This is a genomic window from Clostridium sp. MCC353 (assembly GCF_018785315.1).
Taxonomy (GTDB): domain Bacteria; phylum Bacillota; class Clostridia; order Lachnospirales; family Lachnospiraceae; genus CHH4-2.
In genome coordinates this window covers 50,183-67,088 of record NZ_WQPN01000127.1, presented here as the reverse complement: position 1 = coordinate 67,088, position 16,906 = coordinate 50,183, and the positions used below count along the sequence as shown (strand labels likewise).

General features: G+C 38.4%; 13 protein-coding genes. 11 read left to right on the top strand and 2 right to left on the bottom strand.

What is annotated here, in order from left to right:
* The first annotated feature begins 75 nt into the window (after positions 1–75).
* The 3 genes from GPL15_RS20395 to GPL15_RS20385 are packed head-to-tail and all read left to right on the top strand — an operon-like array spanning position 76 to position 7,518.
* Positions 76–5,616, top strand: coding sequence for a hypothetical protein (locus tag GPL15_RS20395; RefSeq protein ID WP_215700512.1), 5,541 nt, complete (start codon positions 76–78; stop codon positions 5,614–5,616).
* Positions 5,617–5,662: 46 nt separating this feature from the next.
* Positions 5,663–6,685, top strand: coding sequence for a hypothetical protein (locus GPL15_RS20390; protein WP_215700511.1), 1,023 nt, complete (start codon positions 5,663–5,665; stop codon positions 6,683–6,685).
* Positions 6,686–6,705: 20 nt separating this feature from the next.
* A complete protein-coding gene (locus GPL15_RS20385; protein WP_215700510.1) occupies positions 6,706–7,518 on the top strand; it encodes a hypothetical protein in 813 nt (270 codons plus the stop codon).
* Between the two features lie 15 nt (positions 7,519–7,533).
* Here the strand turns inward: GPL15_RS20385 and GPL15_RS20380 are convergent, their stop codons facing one another.
* The gene (locus GPL15_RS20380) at positions 7,534–7,773 is read right to left on the bottom strand and encodes a hypothetical protein (protein WP_215700509.1); all 240 of its coding nucleotides are present in this window, start codon (positions 7,771–7,773) and stop codon (positions 7,534–7,536) included.
* Positions 7,774–7,902: 129 nt separating this feature from the next.
* Here GPL15_RS20380 and GPL15_RS20375 point away from each other — a divergent pair, with 129 nt between their 5' ends.
* Entirely contained in the window at positions 7,903–8,916 is a 1,014-nt protein-coding gene (locus tag GPL15_RS20375) for a tyrosine-type recombinase/integrase (RefSeq protein ID WP_215700508.1), read from the top strand.
* Positions 8,917–9,061: 145 nt separating this feature from the next.
* Positions 9,062–9,436 (top strand): hypothetical protein, encoded by a 375-nt coding sequence (locus GPL15_RS20370; protein WP_215700507.1) that lies wholly within the window; start codon positions 9,062–9,064, stop codon positions 9,434–9,436.
* A gap of 512 nt (positions 9,437–9,948) precedes the next feature.
* Here the strand turns inward: GPL15_RS20370 and GPL15_RS20365 are convergent.
* Positions 9,949–10,344 carry a hypothetical protein gene (locus GPL15_RS20365; protein WP_215700506.1) on the bottom strand — a complete coding sequence of 132 codons (396 nt, stop codon included), beginning with the start codon at positions 10,342–10,344 and terminating at the stop codon, positions 9,949–9,951.
* A 727-nt stretch (positions 10,345–11,071) separates the two neighbouring features.
* Between GPL15_RS20365 and GPL15_RS20360 the strand changes: the two genes are divergently transcribed.
* The 6 genes from GPL15_RS20360 to GPL15_RS20335 all read left to right on the top strand — a co-directional run bounded on the left by GPL15_RS20360 (position 11,072) and on the right by GPL15_RS20335 (position 16,906).
* Positions 11,072–11,677 carry a hypothetical protein gene (locus tag GPL15_RS20360; protein ID WP_215700505.1) on the top strand — a complete coding sequence of 202 codons (606 nt, stop codon included), beginning with the start codon at positions 11,072–11,074 and terminating at the stop codon, positions 11,675–11,677.
* Positions 11,678–11,772: 95 nt separating this feature from the next.
* Positions 11,773–12,477: a hypothetical protein gene (locus GPL15_RS20355; RefSeq protein ID WP_215700504.1), complete on the top strand. Its 705-nt coding sequence runs from the start codon at positions 11,773–11,775 to the stop codon at positions 12,475–12,477.
* Positions 12,478–12,508: 31 nt separating this feature from the next.
* Entirely contained in the window at positions 12,509–13,285 is a 777-nt protein-coding gene (locus GPL15_RS20350) for a hypothetical protein (RefSeq protein WP_215700503.1), read from the top strand.
* A 246-nt stretch (positions 13,286–13,531) separates the two neighbouring features.
* Positions 13,532–14,449, top strand: coding sequence for a hypothetical protein (locus GPL15_RS20345; protein WP_215700502.1), 918 nt, complete (start codon positions 13,532–13,534; stop codon positions 14,447–14,449).
* Between the two features lie 24 nt (positions 14,450–14,473).
* Complete coding sequence (locus tag GPL15_RS20340; protein ID WP_215700501.1) at positions 14,474–15,388, top strand: hypothetical protein; 915 nt, start codon at positions 14,474–14,476, stop codon at positions 15,386–15,388.
* A gap of 9 nt (positions 15,389–15,397) precedes the next feature.
* Positions 15,398–16,906 carry a DUF5048 domain-containing protein gene (locus GPL15_RS20335; protein ID WP_215700500.1) on the top strand — a complete coding sequence of 503 codons (1,509 nt, stop codon included), beginning with the start codon at positions 15,398–15,400 and terminating at the stop codon, positions 16,904–16,906.

The window sequence follows — 16,906 nt, the reverse complement described above, 5'->3', positions numbered from 1 at the left end:
GCTTTCCAAACAAGCATTAAAATTGTATCATATCGTTATGATTTTGTGTCATAACATTATGATTATTTATATAGTATGATCTTTAAACAAGAAACAGTAAATTCGTGGTTTAATGGAATTAATTCTTCTATAAATGATAGAGTTATAAGGCCATTTGCAAATGCCGAACAAATAATCTGGAAATATAATCAGGCGATCGAACACAATTCATTATCACAGCAGGGCTGGGAAAGAATATTAGCCCAATCTGACAGTGGACTAAGGACATATTTGGCAAATATAAAAGGCACTAATGCTTCTATGGCGGCTTATACAATGTCACTGCAGGGAAATGTGACCGGATTCAGAAAGGTTTCTACGGCTATTCAGCAGTTTAATACAATGTCATCATCAGGCATAAAAGAACAGTCCTCATTTGCATCTGCCATTGGTATCACAAACGGAGCGCTTGGCGCCTATTTATTAGGATTAAATGGAGCTAAAGCCAGTCTGGGCGGATATATAATGTCACTTATTGGCGTAACATTAAAAACAGTTGCCCTAAGAGTAGCAACAATCGCTCTTAATACAGCTTTAACAATGGGTGCTTCATTGATTGTTTCCGGCGTTGTCACTGCAATATCTTCCTGGATTAACAAATCAGAAACTATGAAAGCCGCTGCTGAAAAAACAAAACAGGAAATTACAGCTCTAAACAATGAATTAAAAGATAATCGAAAGCTTGTATCCGACAGCGGACAACGATATGCCGAACTTGCACAAGGTGTCGATCAGTTAACAGGTAAAAATATTTCCTTAAATGATGATGAATACAGAGAATTTCTTAATCTCAGTAATGAATTAGCAGAAGTTTTCCCCACTTTAAGCAGAAACTATACTGAAAATGGAGATGCCATTGTACAATTAAGCGGAGATATTGATACAATTGTAGGTTCTTTAAATAATCTAGTTGAAGCTCAAGCAGATATCGTTAATAGGCAAAATGCAGAAGCATTAAGCGATTTATTTAAAAATACAGCCGAAGACTCAAAGAAATATGTAGAAAATATCAACAATTTAGAAAATGATGTAGACGCGATCAATAAAAGTCTTAGTTATATATCTGATGATGACATCACAGCAAATTTATCCAATGGATTATCTGAAAAATGGATTCATATTGAAAATGATAACTATGAATATCTTTCAGAATTAAATAATGATTTACTAAACCTATTAAAAGATAATAATCTTGAATCCATAGAATTAAAAGCAGATACCTCTATAAATGAATATGGCATCGAAATACCTATTGGTTACACAATTTCAATTCTATCATCCGATGAAGAAATTAAAGAAGCGGAAGCTTCACTTCAAAAAGGGATTGACGCACTGAAAAAAAAATATTCTGGTAAAATCGATGAATTAACTAGCGAAATTGAAGCAGAAAATAAAAAAATCCAAAGTAATTGGTCATCTTTATCAAGTATCATTGCATCATGGCTTAAAACAGACACTCTATATTCCTCCCTGTCTGAATCTATGCAGGCATCTCTTCAACAGGTAATTTATAATATTGATTGGAGCTCATTGGATTTTTCCACTTGGGATGATGCTCAAAAATATATACGGGAAAATATTTTTACATTATTCCAAGGAAAAAATGGTGAAAGAATTTCAAACGCACTAGATTTCAAAGTCCAACTGGATAACGGCTTGATTAACATCGATGAATATCTGGAAGCTATTTCTAATCTCAAAATCCATCTAAGTAATCTTGACGATCAAACAAAAAAGACTATAGACTTAATTTTTAATGTTACTTCCTCGGACGGCTCTGACATTAAAACAATGGTTAACAATGTCCAAAAGAAATTAAAAAATGAATTTGATTATAAAGTAGGTGAATTATCGCTCGGAGACTTGGAAATTGCCTTTAATAAAATCTCAGTTGCAAAAGGTACAAAGTTATCCTGGGATGATTTACTTACAAAAATTCAAGATTACAAAAATCAGCTTAATGATGACAGAAGAGATAAAAATGTATTTACCTCAAGTACTTTTGCTAATGTTATTGAACAGTTACACACTATAGACGAACTATACAGTAACTTTCATAATAAACTAGACAATAACAAACCTCTGATTTTTGATGCAGTGGATCTCCAAGGGCTTGACAGTAGTTTTAAAGATCTTCCTTCCTTTGAAGAATTTAATAAACTATTTACAAATGGTACCGGTACCGAGGAAACATTGCAAAAAGCATTCAATTCATTAGTAACAGAATGGTTATTCGCTACAAAAGCTTTAACAGGATTAAACACCCAAACTCGCGATCAAATCATTGCCCAATTAGAACTCAACGGTTTATCAAATGCCGGAAATCTTATAACCATTAATATGGCTCGAGCATTTGAGGAGGCTGCGTATTATGGTTACGACCTTTCTGATGCTACAACTGAAGAAATAATAAGGCTTTCCCAAATGGCCTCCATTTCCAATGAGGCAAAAAAGAATATCGCACTACTTGGTCTTGCTAAACTAAATACAAGTAATATTGCGCTAAAAACAAGTGCCGATATCCAAAATATTGCCGGCTTAGTTGCAACATGTGGTGGTGGAGTAACTGCTCTAAATGCATTGGCTACGGCTAAAGAAGGATTTGAATCGGGCAATACCTCTGATTTCCTAACTTTTGAGGAAATGCAGGCACTTTCCATGCCTTTAATGGCAGACCCTTCAGTTTATAAATCTGCAAAAGAAAAGGAACAGAAAAGAAAAGAAACTCTTTCTGCAGCCCAGAAAGAAATTAACGACGTTCTTTCTAATTTAGGAAATACCGATTATAATGGTATAAATAATTTCGTTAATTCTGGCGCAACGGGATCTGGCAAAGTTCAATCCGAACAGGAAATCAACTGGAGCGACCGAAAACTAAAGCTGCTCTCCGATAAAGATTCAAATCTTGAAAAGAAATCTTCCTCGTCTTTCCTCTCCTATCTCGGTCTGACTGAAAGCGAACTAAACCGTGCAAAAGAGATTTTATCGCAAACCGTCTCACCAGCAGGCAGTGATTTACAAGAATTATCTGAAATTGCCGCAAATGCCGGTATGTCAATGTCCCAATTTTATAAGGCAATTGAAGACGGCGGCACGGAATCCCGCCGCAGTTCTCTCCTCTCCCAGCTCGAACTGGAAAAAACGCTTTTATCTGAATATGATAAACTTCTCCCGGATTATCAAAAGAAATATGAAGATGCAGTTGCTAAGCTTCCTGATGATATCAAAAATAAAATCGAGAATGGCGGCGATGATATTGAACTCTTTCCAGGAGATCAAGGCGAAGAGATCCTGAAAGTCATTGATTATTATGATAAATGGCAGAGTAAATTAAAAGACCAGGAAGATTTACAGAAAAAGCATATCGGAACCACTAAATCCTATTATGAAAATGACATCGCATATGCAAATGCTGAAACTGAAAAGCTAAAAAACAACAACTCACTCATCGAAGCACAAATCAGCTATCTTAAAGAATCTGGCAGTCTTGTTGATGCCGCCTCGTATGAAATCCTTATTTCGAATTTACGCAGGCAGGAAAACCTCATTAACCGTAAAATCAAAGATAAAGAAGCTGAATTAAATGCACTGTTAAGCTCTGGCGAGATCAAAGAAGGTACAGAGGAATATTATAATATTGAAAATGAGATATCATCATTACATGAAGAGCTGATTGGAACGAAAGAAGAACAAAAGAAACTGAATAATGAACTTCTTCGTATGCCCATCGACAACCTCGACACCATCATCAACATGTATAACGACATCACCTCAGCCATCGAAAACTGGGGCTCCGTCTACGAAGCCTCCGGCAAAAAGCTGGACACATCCTACTACCAAACCCTAATCACCAACGGCGCCACCATCATCGACCACCACAAAAAGCAGGCCGACGCCGTCCAAAACCTCATGGGCAGATACAAAGAAGGCAGTGAAACCTGGAACGAGTTATACAGCAAATTACAGTCCATCAACAGCGAAATGTCCTCCATGGTCCAAAATCTCCACCAGTGGAACGAAGCCCTTCTCCAAATGCCCCTGGATTCAATAAAGGAGTACTCTTCCACCCTTCAGCAGGCCCTGGACGGAATGACCGATCTGCAAAGTGACTACGATGCAGTCCTCTCCGCTGTCACCGGCGCGATCCAGGAACAAATCGACGCTCTCCAAGAGGAAAATGAGCTGACCAACGATACCTACCAAAACCAGATTGACGCCTTACAGGAACAATTGGATCTCCTGGATAAAGCAAATGAAGCCCGCCAGTACCAGCTCTCCGTAGAGCAGGCCCTGTACGAACTGGAAAAGGCCAGAAACCAGAAGACAACCCGGGTCATCCGTGGCGGCCAGACCACATACGAATCCGATTCCGAAGCAGTCAGAAATGCAGAAAACAGCCTGGCAGACGCCCAATACGAGTTGGAAAAATACAATCTCCAGACTAAAATGGACGGCCTCCAGGAAGAACTGGACGGAATCAATGAAGCCTATGACAGCCAGGTAGAAAAGCTGGAAAAGATCTCCCAAAAATGGTCCGAAATCAAAGACAATATTGAAACAGCCAAAAATGAAGCCCTGGCCGCAGATTACCTCGGCGCCGGATGGAAAAATACCATTTTAAACGGCGATGATACGGAGCTCTATAACCTGTTCAAAGGTCTGAATGAATCCTTATCCCAGCAGATGACAAATTATGAGGAACAGATCAACACCACCGAAAACATTTCTTCCCTGCTGGAAAATTATATTACATCATACAAAGAAGGAACGCTCTCCTACGATCAGGCCATGACCGGAATCAATGATCTGCTGTCACAGATAAATGAAAAAATGTCCGCAGAAGACAATCTGCAGAATATCTATGACTATCTGGGCGCGGTGGGAGGCACATCTGCTGATGCCGAAAGCATTTTAGCCGCAGTACAGCAGTCTCTCTCACAGACTGCCGATGAACTGCTCAAATCCATGGCGCAGTACAATGAAAACAGCGGTATGATCTCAGAATATACATCCAGTTGGCAGCAGCTCACGGATAATGTTGCCAATATGAAGGACATCTTGGAAGATGTGCGGGAGAATCTGGCGGATGCGTTAGAAGGACGGGATGACGACGACGATGATGATGAAAACCGTAGCAAAAAGAGAGGTCACAGTTACAAAGGAGATGACAAATCCTCAGAAGTCGGTCCCGGCGTATCTCTAGCTGAAGGTATTAAACATGGTCTTGTTGGCAGCAACAGTGCCACCAGCCGTGAAGCTGTCTTAAAACTTCTCGGCCTGAAAAAACTCAATAATGATGAAGTGAAGGCTATACTTCATAAAGGAGAAGCCGTCTATAATCCACTTCAGCAGAAAATGCTATTAGACAATTTTGCATTTGCATATAATTGCATACCAGATTTGGATATTCCGTCCCTTGACTACAGCAGTTTAACCACCATCAAAAAGGATCAGCCTATGCAGCAGTTTAATTTTGGCGACATTCAAATTCAAAAATGTGATAATCCTGATGGCTTTGCCAAAGCTCTGGGATCTGAACTCAGATCTTCTCTGAGAATAGACTTGGGACGCAGATAGCACAGTTTTAGTAATTTTAAAATTTAAAAAGAGGCGGCAGTCACTTTTGCCGTCTCTTTTATTTGGAGGGATTCAAATAGAAAAGATAAATTATAGACAAATAATAGACGAAGTATCTTCCTCTATCGGAGATTACCTGGATAATTATTTAAATAAAAATGCAAAGTTTGACAGGACATTTAAAGCCAAAATAATTGGAAAAATATCCGACGGCAGATATGAAATCTCATACAGAGGCAAAACATTTGCCGCCTCATGCGATGCCCAATTATCCACCAACCAGATTGTCATCGTATGCGCTCCACAAAATAACTGGAGCGAACTATTTATACAAACCGTTAACAATACCTCCAGCAGCGGCGGCGTTGCCGGCGTATCCGGCGTAAAAGGTTCCGGCGAAACAAGCTACCGAACAGGAAATGTTAACATCACTCCCGCCAATCTGGGGCTTGGCAATGTAGAAAACAAGTCCTCTTCCACCATCCTCAGCGAATTAACATCACAAAATATTTCTTCCGCACTTGGATATACACCGCTTAATGAATCTGATTCAAATTACATAGATATTTTAAATAACCGTCATAAACATGAAAATCAAAGTATTTTGAATACCATTACTTCTGCCTTCATTGACAAATGGAATTTCGCCTTCACCCACATTTCAGATAAAAACAACCCTCATGGAGTTACCAAAAATGACGTGGGCCTTGGAAATGCAGATAATACTTCCGATTCTGAAAAAAATGTATTGAGCGCCACAAAATTATCGACGCCAAGAAATATAAATGGTGTTCCCTTTGACGGTACAAGCGACATCGAAGTTGCCGACAATATTATCTATCTGACCCAGGATGAATATGATGCTCTCATTACAAACGACGCCATCGATGAAAATCAGCTCTACATGGTAACAGATGATGAAGTTAAAAATACCTTTGTAAATTTGGCAGGAATTTATACATTGTCCTTTGAGAATGGAAAACTGTATGCATATTATCCCGATGATGAAGTGAACCCTTTCTATTTTGACGATGTAACTAAAAAATTACACTATAACTTCCCAGAATAAGAGTAAGGAGATGGAATTTTATGAAACAATTAATAGCCGATCTCGGCTCAAAAGCTACAAACTCCGCATTAGGCTTAGTTAAGGGCGGCAATGACATAAACATACTCGATAATGGCGAATTACAACTGGATACAGCTTATGATAACGTGGATGTTAATACATCTGCTAATATTGCAAATATTACCAAAGGGGGGAAGTTTAAAACTATACTTGGGAATATTGTGGCGGCGTTGACGGGGTTGAATAGTTCTGTGGCTAAATTAAATAGTGATTTGAATTACAAAGTGTTAAAGAGTGGCGATATTCTCACTCTCGGACAAGGGCTGTATTATGCTTATCCGGAGTGTACCAATATGCCGCCACGTGAATCTGGAGAGGCATTTTGGCTGTATGTTAACTTGGTTAACGATAATAACAAAATTATTGAAGCAATTCCAGCCTCGCCTGCCATACACTATTTTTATAAAGCTAAAAAGTGCGAAGGTATATGGTGTGGATGGGAACAGTATCTATCTGATAGTAACATAAAATCTTACTATTTAGGTTTAGGGATCAGAAGCAGCATTATTAAGTACTTTGTAGATGAAGTGACTTTTATAGATGGACAAGGAGTATATGATGCTGTTGCTTATGGAATAGGTGACTGTTCATATAAGGCGCTTTTATTCGGACAGACAAAGGCATACAAAGATAATATAGCTAGAATTGAGGTATTAATGATGGACTATTCTATATCAGGTTCAGTTATAACCTTTACAGCCAAATGGTTAAATGATGGCACTAATTTTAATGGGAAAATATGGGTTGAGGCTATAATTTTTGGTTCATCATAATAATTATTATTTTGCTTAAACTTTACCACGTCTGATAAAAGCAATGCGGACAGAATATGTAGTTGCTTTATTTGCACTTATACGAACAAAATCATTTTGATGAACAGATATCAGGCCATTATTATTCCAGTTATCCTTTTGGCCACATGCTATTGGCACAACAAGTATCGTTCCAGTAGGAACTTCTCCCATTGACACCAGTGAACAAGAATAGGAATAACCTCCTAAGACATTACTATCCGCTTTTGTTGCCATCTCATAATCTTTAACTGTTACAATAATTTGATTAATACTGATCGTATTTAAATCACTATAATATTTAGTACGTAGTGGAGCTTTTGGATTCCATCCTTTACAATTGTCTGTGAAAGGAGGGTTATTTTTATGCTTGAAAAGATACTACAGGCAGTTATTCAGGCTATGACGCCAAGTCTACAGCCAGATCAACTGGATGAATTGGAAAATGTACTGTATATCCAGTTCCATGGAATCCAAGTAACCGAAGAAAAGTATGAACTAGTAGAATCCATCAACGGAAATGAAGCTAAAATAAACGCTTTTATTGGCTCCAAACACACAACTGGCCGGAAAATGAACACATTAAAACAGTATAGTACGGAGATTCATAAGATGCTACAGTTCCTTGGAAAGAAAATTGAGGATGTGACAACCATGGATCTCCGGTATTATTACAGCATTTCAAGGCAAAATGGGATCGCAATGTCTACAATGCAGACACGGCTTCATTATCTGTCATCATTTTGGGACTTTTTAAATGTGGAAGGGATGGTTACAGACAATCCAGTGAGAAGGATCGGCAGTTTAATGCTGGAACGTACTATTAAAAAGCCATTCAACCAAGAGGAATTAGAAGCCTTACGGATTAATTGCGGGGTACTACGGGATCGTGCCCTGATGGAATTTTTGTACAGCACTGGCGTCCGTGTATCCGAATTGGTAGCGCTGAATGTTCAGGATATTGAGATGGGAAAACAGGAATTAATTGTTTATGGCAAAGGGAGTAAAGAAAGAAGGGTGTATTTAACAGATAATGCAAAGTTTTATTTGAAAAGATATTTGCGTGAGCGCAGTAGCCAGGCTGGTATATCCATGGAAGGACTTGAAAAGCAGCCGCTATTTGTGACATTAGATCGTCCTTTTAACCGTCTTACCGTTGCTGGGGTGCAGTATATGCTCCGACAACTGGGAAACCGAGCCTGTGTAGCCCACGTACATCCTCACCGATTCAGAAGAACGATTGCAACGGATCTTTTAAGCCGTGGAATGCCGGTAGAACAAGTGAAAGAATACCTGGGGCATGAGAAACTGGACACTACAATGATTTATTGTACTGTCAAAGAGCAGAATGTCAGGGAATCTTTCCGGAAATATGCATAGATTATAGAAAAATATGGCGATTTTAAGCGGCTGAATTGAGGTGCTTTATTAAGTTTACCCTTATTTCTATTAAATGGCTGTATGATGCGATTTTAATTGCAGAATGAGTACTTAGTATTATAGTGATAAAGCAGATAATAATAAGGTGTCGTGGGAACAGGTAACAATTAATCGTAGTTCTTGTGAACCACTAAATGCAGCTCTTAATCAATGCTATATTGAAAATGGTAGAATGTATTTAAATTATGCATTATATGGTATTGATGTACGGCAAACAGGAATGTGGTTAGCTCTTGCCCAAGTAACAGGATATTCATATGCCGGAAGAACCTATTTTCCAACTACTTATACGGTTCAGCCTGACACAATCGAAGGAAATTTACCGGGGGTAGCGGCAGCATTTGGTGTCGGAAAAATGGAGACTGATGGCCGATTATTTTTTTATTTACCACAAGGAACACCTAATTTAGAGCTTATAAACTGTGTTCACTTTAATTTCTCAATCAGAGTAGTTGTATAGCAAATAACTAAATACCCAAATAACAAATTATTATAAAGGTAACCGAGTATGGTCTAATCGGTACAGTTATCATATTAGCGTAGCTATGAGTGGGGGCTTGTTTTTGATGATACTACTCTAGTAACACAATTACCATTTTTAGTAATATATTTTATCAATTACGGATTAATGTTTTAGGTAAAATCGCTATATATAAAACAGAAGATAACGGAGAAAGTTGGATTAAAACCAAGGTGATAAGTGTGTCATAATTATTCCCATGGAATGCCTTTGAACATTGTTTAACGGTGAAAACCATTCCCTCACAATCTGTTTTGGTACTATTACTGGTAGCCCAATTGTAATTGTTATTAAATCCGCAGATTCTGTTGATTTTACTTTGGTATAACAAAATACATAGCATCGCTTCGCTAATAGGTATCCATTTATTTCAATAACATCATACATCGAATTTGCAACAACAGTAACACTCACGGTAATGTTAAATCACTTAGTATTCAAGTAAAAAATTATTATATATAGGATGCGATTTTTTTCGAATCCGGCCAAGTTTTACCACCATCGGTAGACCGAAATATTGCCACATCTCCAGCAGTACCAAGTTGTAGCCTATATCGAGTATTACTACCATTTGCGGCGGCTTCTATGGCAACATTACCGCCAGGTGTAATATAAAGATGCCCGTTTAAATCATCATTAGTTAGAATTCTTTTCCATTCAGTATAACCGCCACTGCTTTTTGACCGCACATAAGGAAGGCCTTTATCAGATCGGCTACCTATCTCCAGTGCCACATAATCCGAGATATATCCGGCTATGTTAACGAAATATTGTTCTGGATAATCAGAATTATTTGCATAATATGAGACTGATACTTTTTTATCCAAATCACTATAATATTTAGTCATTACTAATTACAAAATAAAAACACGCATAAAATCACCACATTTCCATCAAATCCCCAAAAAGTACAGTTTAAAATGAAAAACATTCTAATAAATAATGGTAATTAAAACAATGTTTTACAGTAAAGAGAGAGCTGAAGAATCAAATTTAAATTCGTAAATAAATAGTTTTAAACTCAAAAGTTAAGACTATATTTTGAATGTTATACAGAATATTTTACTGGCCTCTTATGATTTGAATATATATACTTCTGAGGCAGATAAAATTGGGGCTTCATATCCCAATCTGCCCCTATTCTATTAAAATAGTAGGTATCCCAAATTATACATAAACCAAGCATCAGCACGGTGAATATGCGCCTGATAAGCCCCCTATCCCCCATTATCATTGCATCAACATCTTAATACCAAAACAATTTATTTTTGAGAAAGTGAGGCGATATTTATTTCTTTATACAAAGGTAAAAAAAAGCTTGCAGGTAATGTAGCAAACGAGAATCTCAGAAATGATTTAGGTAATTATACAGTAACATTTAATGACCACACAGTTATTGAAGGGGTAGAATCATTTGATACTATTTCAAGTCAAATAGCCACCGGTACATTAGTATCATCATTGATGGAATTAATAAAAACTAGTCTTCTGTATCTTAACACATCATTATTAAACAAAATGGAGACTCATCAACGCTCATCGGATCACGACAATAGATATTATACGGAAACTGAAATGGATACAAAAATCAGTGATATAAGCAATAATATAAGTGTCAAAGTAATTTCTGGTATTGATATTAACACTTTTATATCTTTTGATGATTTAATGCCCAAACTTTATTTTTGCGAGGCTTGTATAAACTTTCCATGGAGTAATGGCTGGCTGTTATGCCTTCCCAATTCAATTGGCAGCAATAAGTCAAGCAAACAAATCGCCTTACGGCATGGCACTTATAATGTAAATAATTTTAATACTCAAGTAAGAAATTATTATAACAGCAGCCATGTATGGTCTAATTGGTACAGCTATATGACAAATGTGGATTTTACTGATATTGACAAAACTGATCATCTCATTAAATTTGGAAAAATGGGCATCTATTATGGGGCAATCCCAATAGAACAAGTTCCCAATGGTGTAGCGGCTAAAGAATTAGATATGAGTTCCATATTTTCAGGTATAAGTTCTGTTACAGCAACTCTCGTTTCTGGTATTCCAGACAAAAAAAACGTGTCCGTACTCGCAGATGGTACAGTTCTTAAATTTTATATGAGTAATTCACTTACCACAGGAGGTATAACTCATTCTTGGTATACAATAGTCGGGACACTGAAATAATAATAGATAACGCCGAATTTACAGAATTTATAAAAATACCCACAGTTTTGCGGTAGTGATCTTTCATAAACTACTATTCCAACTTCTAAAGTGAGGTGATAAACATATCTCTATATAAAGGCAGAAAAAAAGTAGCTGGAAATACGTCAAATGAGAAAATTAGAAGTGATTTAGCGAATTATACAGTCACATTTAATGATAGTGTTATAGAAGAAATAGAGTTATTTGATACCATACAGAATTTAATAACCAGTAATTCTAAACTCTCATCACTAATTTCTTTATTTAAAAATGGTCTTTCTTTTCTTAATAATAAAATAAAATTATTAAACGATGCCTTAGAATACACTGCAAATACTCTAAATCAACGGCTAGATAATAAAGCAAACATTTCACACACTCATGACGAAAGATATTATACTGAACAAGAAATAGATTCTTTTTTATTATATAAAATAGATTCTGCATCTTCTGGCATACCATATTATGGAACAGTTACAAATCCTTCCATAACCAATTCATGGACCAACAGCGCATATATAGATTTACCACCTGGGGTTTACAGCATTCATGCACAAATCAACATAGCAGGTACAAATAATCGTGTCACTCTTAAATTATTAAAGGGAAGTGAAGAATTAGGCCGTCAATCTGTAACTGCTGCAGATAGTAATATCTATTCAGCTTCTTTAGATATGGTGGTTATGGCCACAATTGCAGAAAGATTTTATATCCATACTTGGGGTGCTATCGCTTTTAATGCGAATCATATATTGCTGTCTGCAAGAAAACTATCATAATCACATTCGATTTCAAAAGGAGGTGATATACATGTCTCTATACAAAGGCCAGAAAAAAGTTGCCGGAAATATAGCAACCGACAAACTCAAAAATGATTTGTCCAATTACACAGTCACATTCGATGATCTGGCAGCTACCGATGATATCCCGTCATTCGACACGCTACAAAGCCAACTCATCAGTTCTTCCCTTATATCCACCCTGTTTTCAACTATCAAAAAATGCTTTCATTACCTAAACAATGAACTATTGTCCCTAAAAAACGATCTGTCAAAATATTATCCCATAGGATCAATATACCTCAGCGTAAACAATGTAAATCCAAGCACCTTCATTGGAGGCTCATGGGAGCGCTGGGGAAATGGCCGGATACCGACAGGCGTCAACGAAAATGATCCTGATTTCTCCTTACCAGAAAAACAAGGCGGAACAAAAATCGTTAATCTAAGCCACAGCCATGCCGTTAATAACCATACACACAGTACAAATAACTGTACTTTAAACATTAACCAGATACCATCCCACAACCATTGGTTAGCAAATGGGGCAATTGTTGTGAATAACGGCAATAGCGCAACCAATCAGTTCGACGCAGGCGTTTCAGGTTTTAGCTCCTTATACAATTCCGGCTGGTTTATGGAATGGAAAAAGGGCACTATTTGGGAAACCCAGTATATCGGTGGTAACCAGGCTCATAATCATGGCAACACAGGCGTTACGGGTCCCGGTACAAATGCCCAGCTATCGTCTTCTCAATCAATCGTTCAGCCATATATTACCTGCTATATGTGGAAACGTGTAGCCTAAAGGATTAGAATTGATTTTCCACAACCTTTACACGCTTTATAAATATCATTTCTCAAATAAAAACAGAACAATTTACAGAAAGAGGTGACCCCCATAAAACCAATCATCCACCCAATAGAACCTTTTGATTCCTCTCTGGGCACAAAAATCAATTTCACCTGGAACGGAAACCGGTTCTTTAAATCCAGGTGTATCATCAAAGAAAAAACATCTGGAACAATCATATACAACGAAATCACGGAAACCATGAGGCCAGAGTATCATTTACCCACTGAAAGCGGCCTGGTAAACGGCGCTTGTTACACCTGCTACATCACTGTATTTGACATGAATGATCTCGAATCAGATACTTCGGATGCAGTCCTGTTCTACAGCTACTCCGCCCCAACGTTCCAACTGTCAATCCAGCCTAACGATGTAATCAGGACCTCCGTGTATGAAACTGCCCTTCACTACAGCCAAACAGAAAATGAACTCCTGCAGTCCTATACCATAACTTTATATTCCTATCAAAAAGTAGCCCTGCAGACTTCCGGAACCGTATACCCGCCGCAGGACTTCACAAGCGGAGATTTATCTTACATAATATCCTCTCTCGAAAATGCCAACCAATACTATATCAAAGCAACCGGTACAACTGTCCAGGGTATGCGCTTAGAAACGCCTGAAATCTTATTTACCGTTGCTTATGAAAACCTGCAGCCCTTCGCGGTTCTGGAAACCAACAATCACCCCGATATTGGAGCGATTGAACTGCGCAGCAATCTGATCTCTACAGAAGGAATACCTGATAAAGATGTGGTATTCATTGACGGCAGATACGCCGATCTGAGAGACAATTCTGTTCAGTTCGACATCGGCTATCAGATCACCGGTGATTTCAGCCATGTATTTAAATTTTATGAACCTGCAGTAAACCAGCAGCTTCTTCTCTTAAAGGATGCTGATGATACAATGCAGATCAGCTGCTCTTATAGAGAAGGAATCTTTGATGATTCCAATGGCAAGAAGGGCGTAATAGAACTGACTGCCAATTCATCGGGCGTGAATTACACTTTATACAGCAACTATTTCAGCATTCCGACAGATTCGGAATGTATCAGCTATTGTATAACCAGAAAAGGCCCATATTTTGATACAAAAGCTGTTATCATACCAAAATAACAGCACCAGAAAGGAGGTGATCCAATGTTTTGCGGACACATTTTTGCATCCAGTAACGATACTCTTATTTCCCATGCCGCCAATCCCAATACAGTTGAGAAATTAGTAATACAGAATGCGGTCTTTGACGAAATCTATGCAGCGGTAAAACTAATAGAAATAACCGATTTTGACGGTACAATCCCCACAGAATGGACATTTGACACCCGTTTTCATGCGATCTTCAATGACACCCTGTATGGCGGTAATGTTAACTTCACCGAATCCATTGTAGATTCCATCAGAATCAAGAAACGTACAGCCAAAGACAATAAATTCAAAACTATTTTTGAGCGTAAAATAGAGAAAAATGATGATCTCTCCGTCGAACTGATCGATTACTTTGAACCCATAGGAACTGTGGAATACGCCTACGTCCCTGTCATTTCCGGCGGTGAAAACAGTTACATCGTCAGCAAGGTGGAATCCAGTTTCGACAATTTCTTTTTATGTGAAAAAGACAGATCCTACCCGCTGATTTTGGATGCGTCTTACACTCAAACCATTAACTATGAAACCAGCCAGGTCAAACCATTCGGACGAAAATACCCCGTCACAGTCATCAATGGCAGCAGCGGTTATAAATCCGGGGAAATGGAGTGCCTGTTTCTCCAGTTCGATCAGGATTTTGCAGATACCGATCATGCCTTTCATTACCGGAACATCATTTATGAGATGCTGATCAACGGAAAACCTAAAATTTTAAAGGACAGCGAAGGCAAATTGCTGCTGGTCAATGTAACCGGAAGCATAAGCGAATCAGACCGCCAATATGTCTATGGAGACACCGGCGGTTTTTATTATGTAAAATCCAAATTCAGTTGGACCGAATGCGGTGACGCTTACGAGGTTGGCGATTTATACGATAATGATTTGATAGATACGGATCTGGATAGGTAGGTAAAAATTATGTATGATGTAAAACAAAGTGATCTTGATTTATTGCGGCAGGGAACCCACGAAGTATACATCCGGGTCGAACTGCTGAACAAACAGTTTAAAGTCCTCGATTCCCTTGAAGGTTCCATCATCAATGACAGCTTCAGCGTAAATAATGATTCCGTACAGAGAAGGTCCTATACCTGCGATCTGGTTCTCACCAATTCCAGCTTCATCATAGGAAAGGATAAAAAAATCTGGCTGGATAAACGGCTGCAGGTATATTATGGGATAAAATCACTGCGTCAAAATGAAATCATCTGGTACAGAATCGGTACATTTGTCTACGTTTCAATGAACTACAAATACTCCCAAAATGAACGCACCCTCTCTCTCACCTGTGCCGATTTAATGGCCGAATATGACGGCACCTTAAATGGACAGCTTGGCGGCTATGGTTCCGCCAACTCAGAATCCAACAATATAGCCCAGGGATTAAAAATTCCCGCCGGCCAGGATATACGCCAGTCCGTCATAGCTCTGCTGGATGACGCAAATATTGAACGGTACATTGTAGAAGACATAGGAAAAGAAGTTCCATATGATTTGGAGTTTAATACCGGCGTTACTTACTGCGAAATCTGGACTAAAATCTGTGAATTGTACGATTCATGGGAATTCTTCTTTGACGCAGACGGCACCTTCATATGGCGGGAAATCCCCAACTGTGCCTCTGATCCCGTCCTGTTGGACGATTCTGTCATGGAGCATATCGTACTGGATGAAAGCGCAAGCACTTCATTTGACAATATCTATAACGTTGTTGAAGTATGGGGTAAAGTTTTGGAATTAAGCGCGTCTGACCGCTATGCGGATACTTCCACTTATACCAATAACACCTATCAAATCTCATTAGACGGCTGTTCATCCTGGAATGATATCGACCACCTGACACAATTTGGCATTAAAATAAATGCTACAAATTTGGATGCCCCGAAATTCTCCGTCAATAACTACGCTCCGATCCCCATTTACGATGGAGACGGCAGCCCCCTAGCTGCCGGAACTCTGCTGCCGGATACTGCTTATGTATTCCGCTACCGCAGGTTAAATGCCGGCGAATCCGGGGTCACATCCGCCCTATTCCTCCTCGGCCAGTATCAATGTTATGGCAAATACATCGAAAATTCAGATGAATGCCCCTTCTCAGTAAAAAACTTAGGCTACGAAATCATGAACGCCGTGGATTATGAAAGTTTAAGTGATGACGCAGCCTGTTACAACCAGGCGGAATATTTAGCATACACTTCTACCGCCATGATGGATACCATAACCTTAAATACAATCGTTATCCCCTGGTTAGAAGTCAATACAAAAATAAGGTATACCCCAAAATATAGCAGGGAAACCAACCAATACATCATTAAAAATTTCAGTTGGTCCACAGGATCAGGCACTATGACATTAACTCTCTATAAATTTTTGGAGAGTTTTTCTTTTGTCTATGACAGAAGGAACCCAAAAAATAGAAAGAGGTGA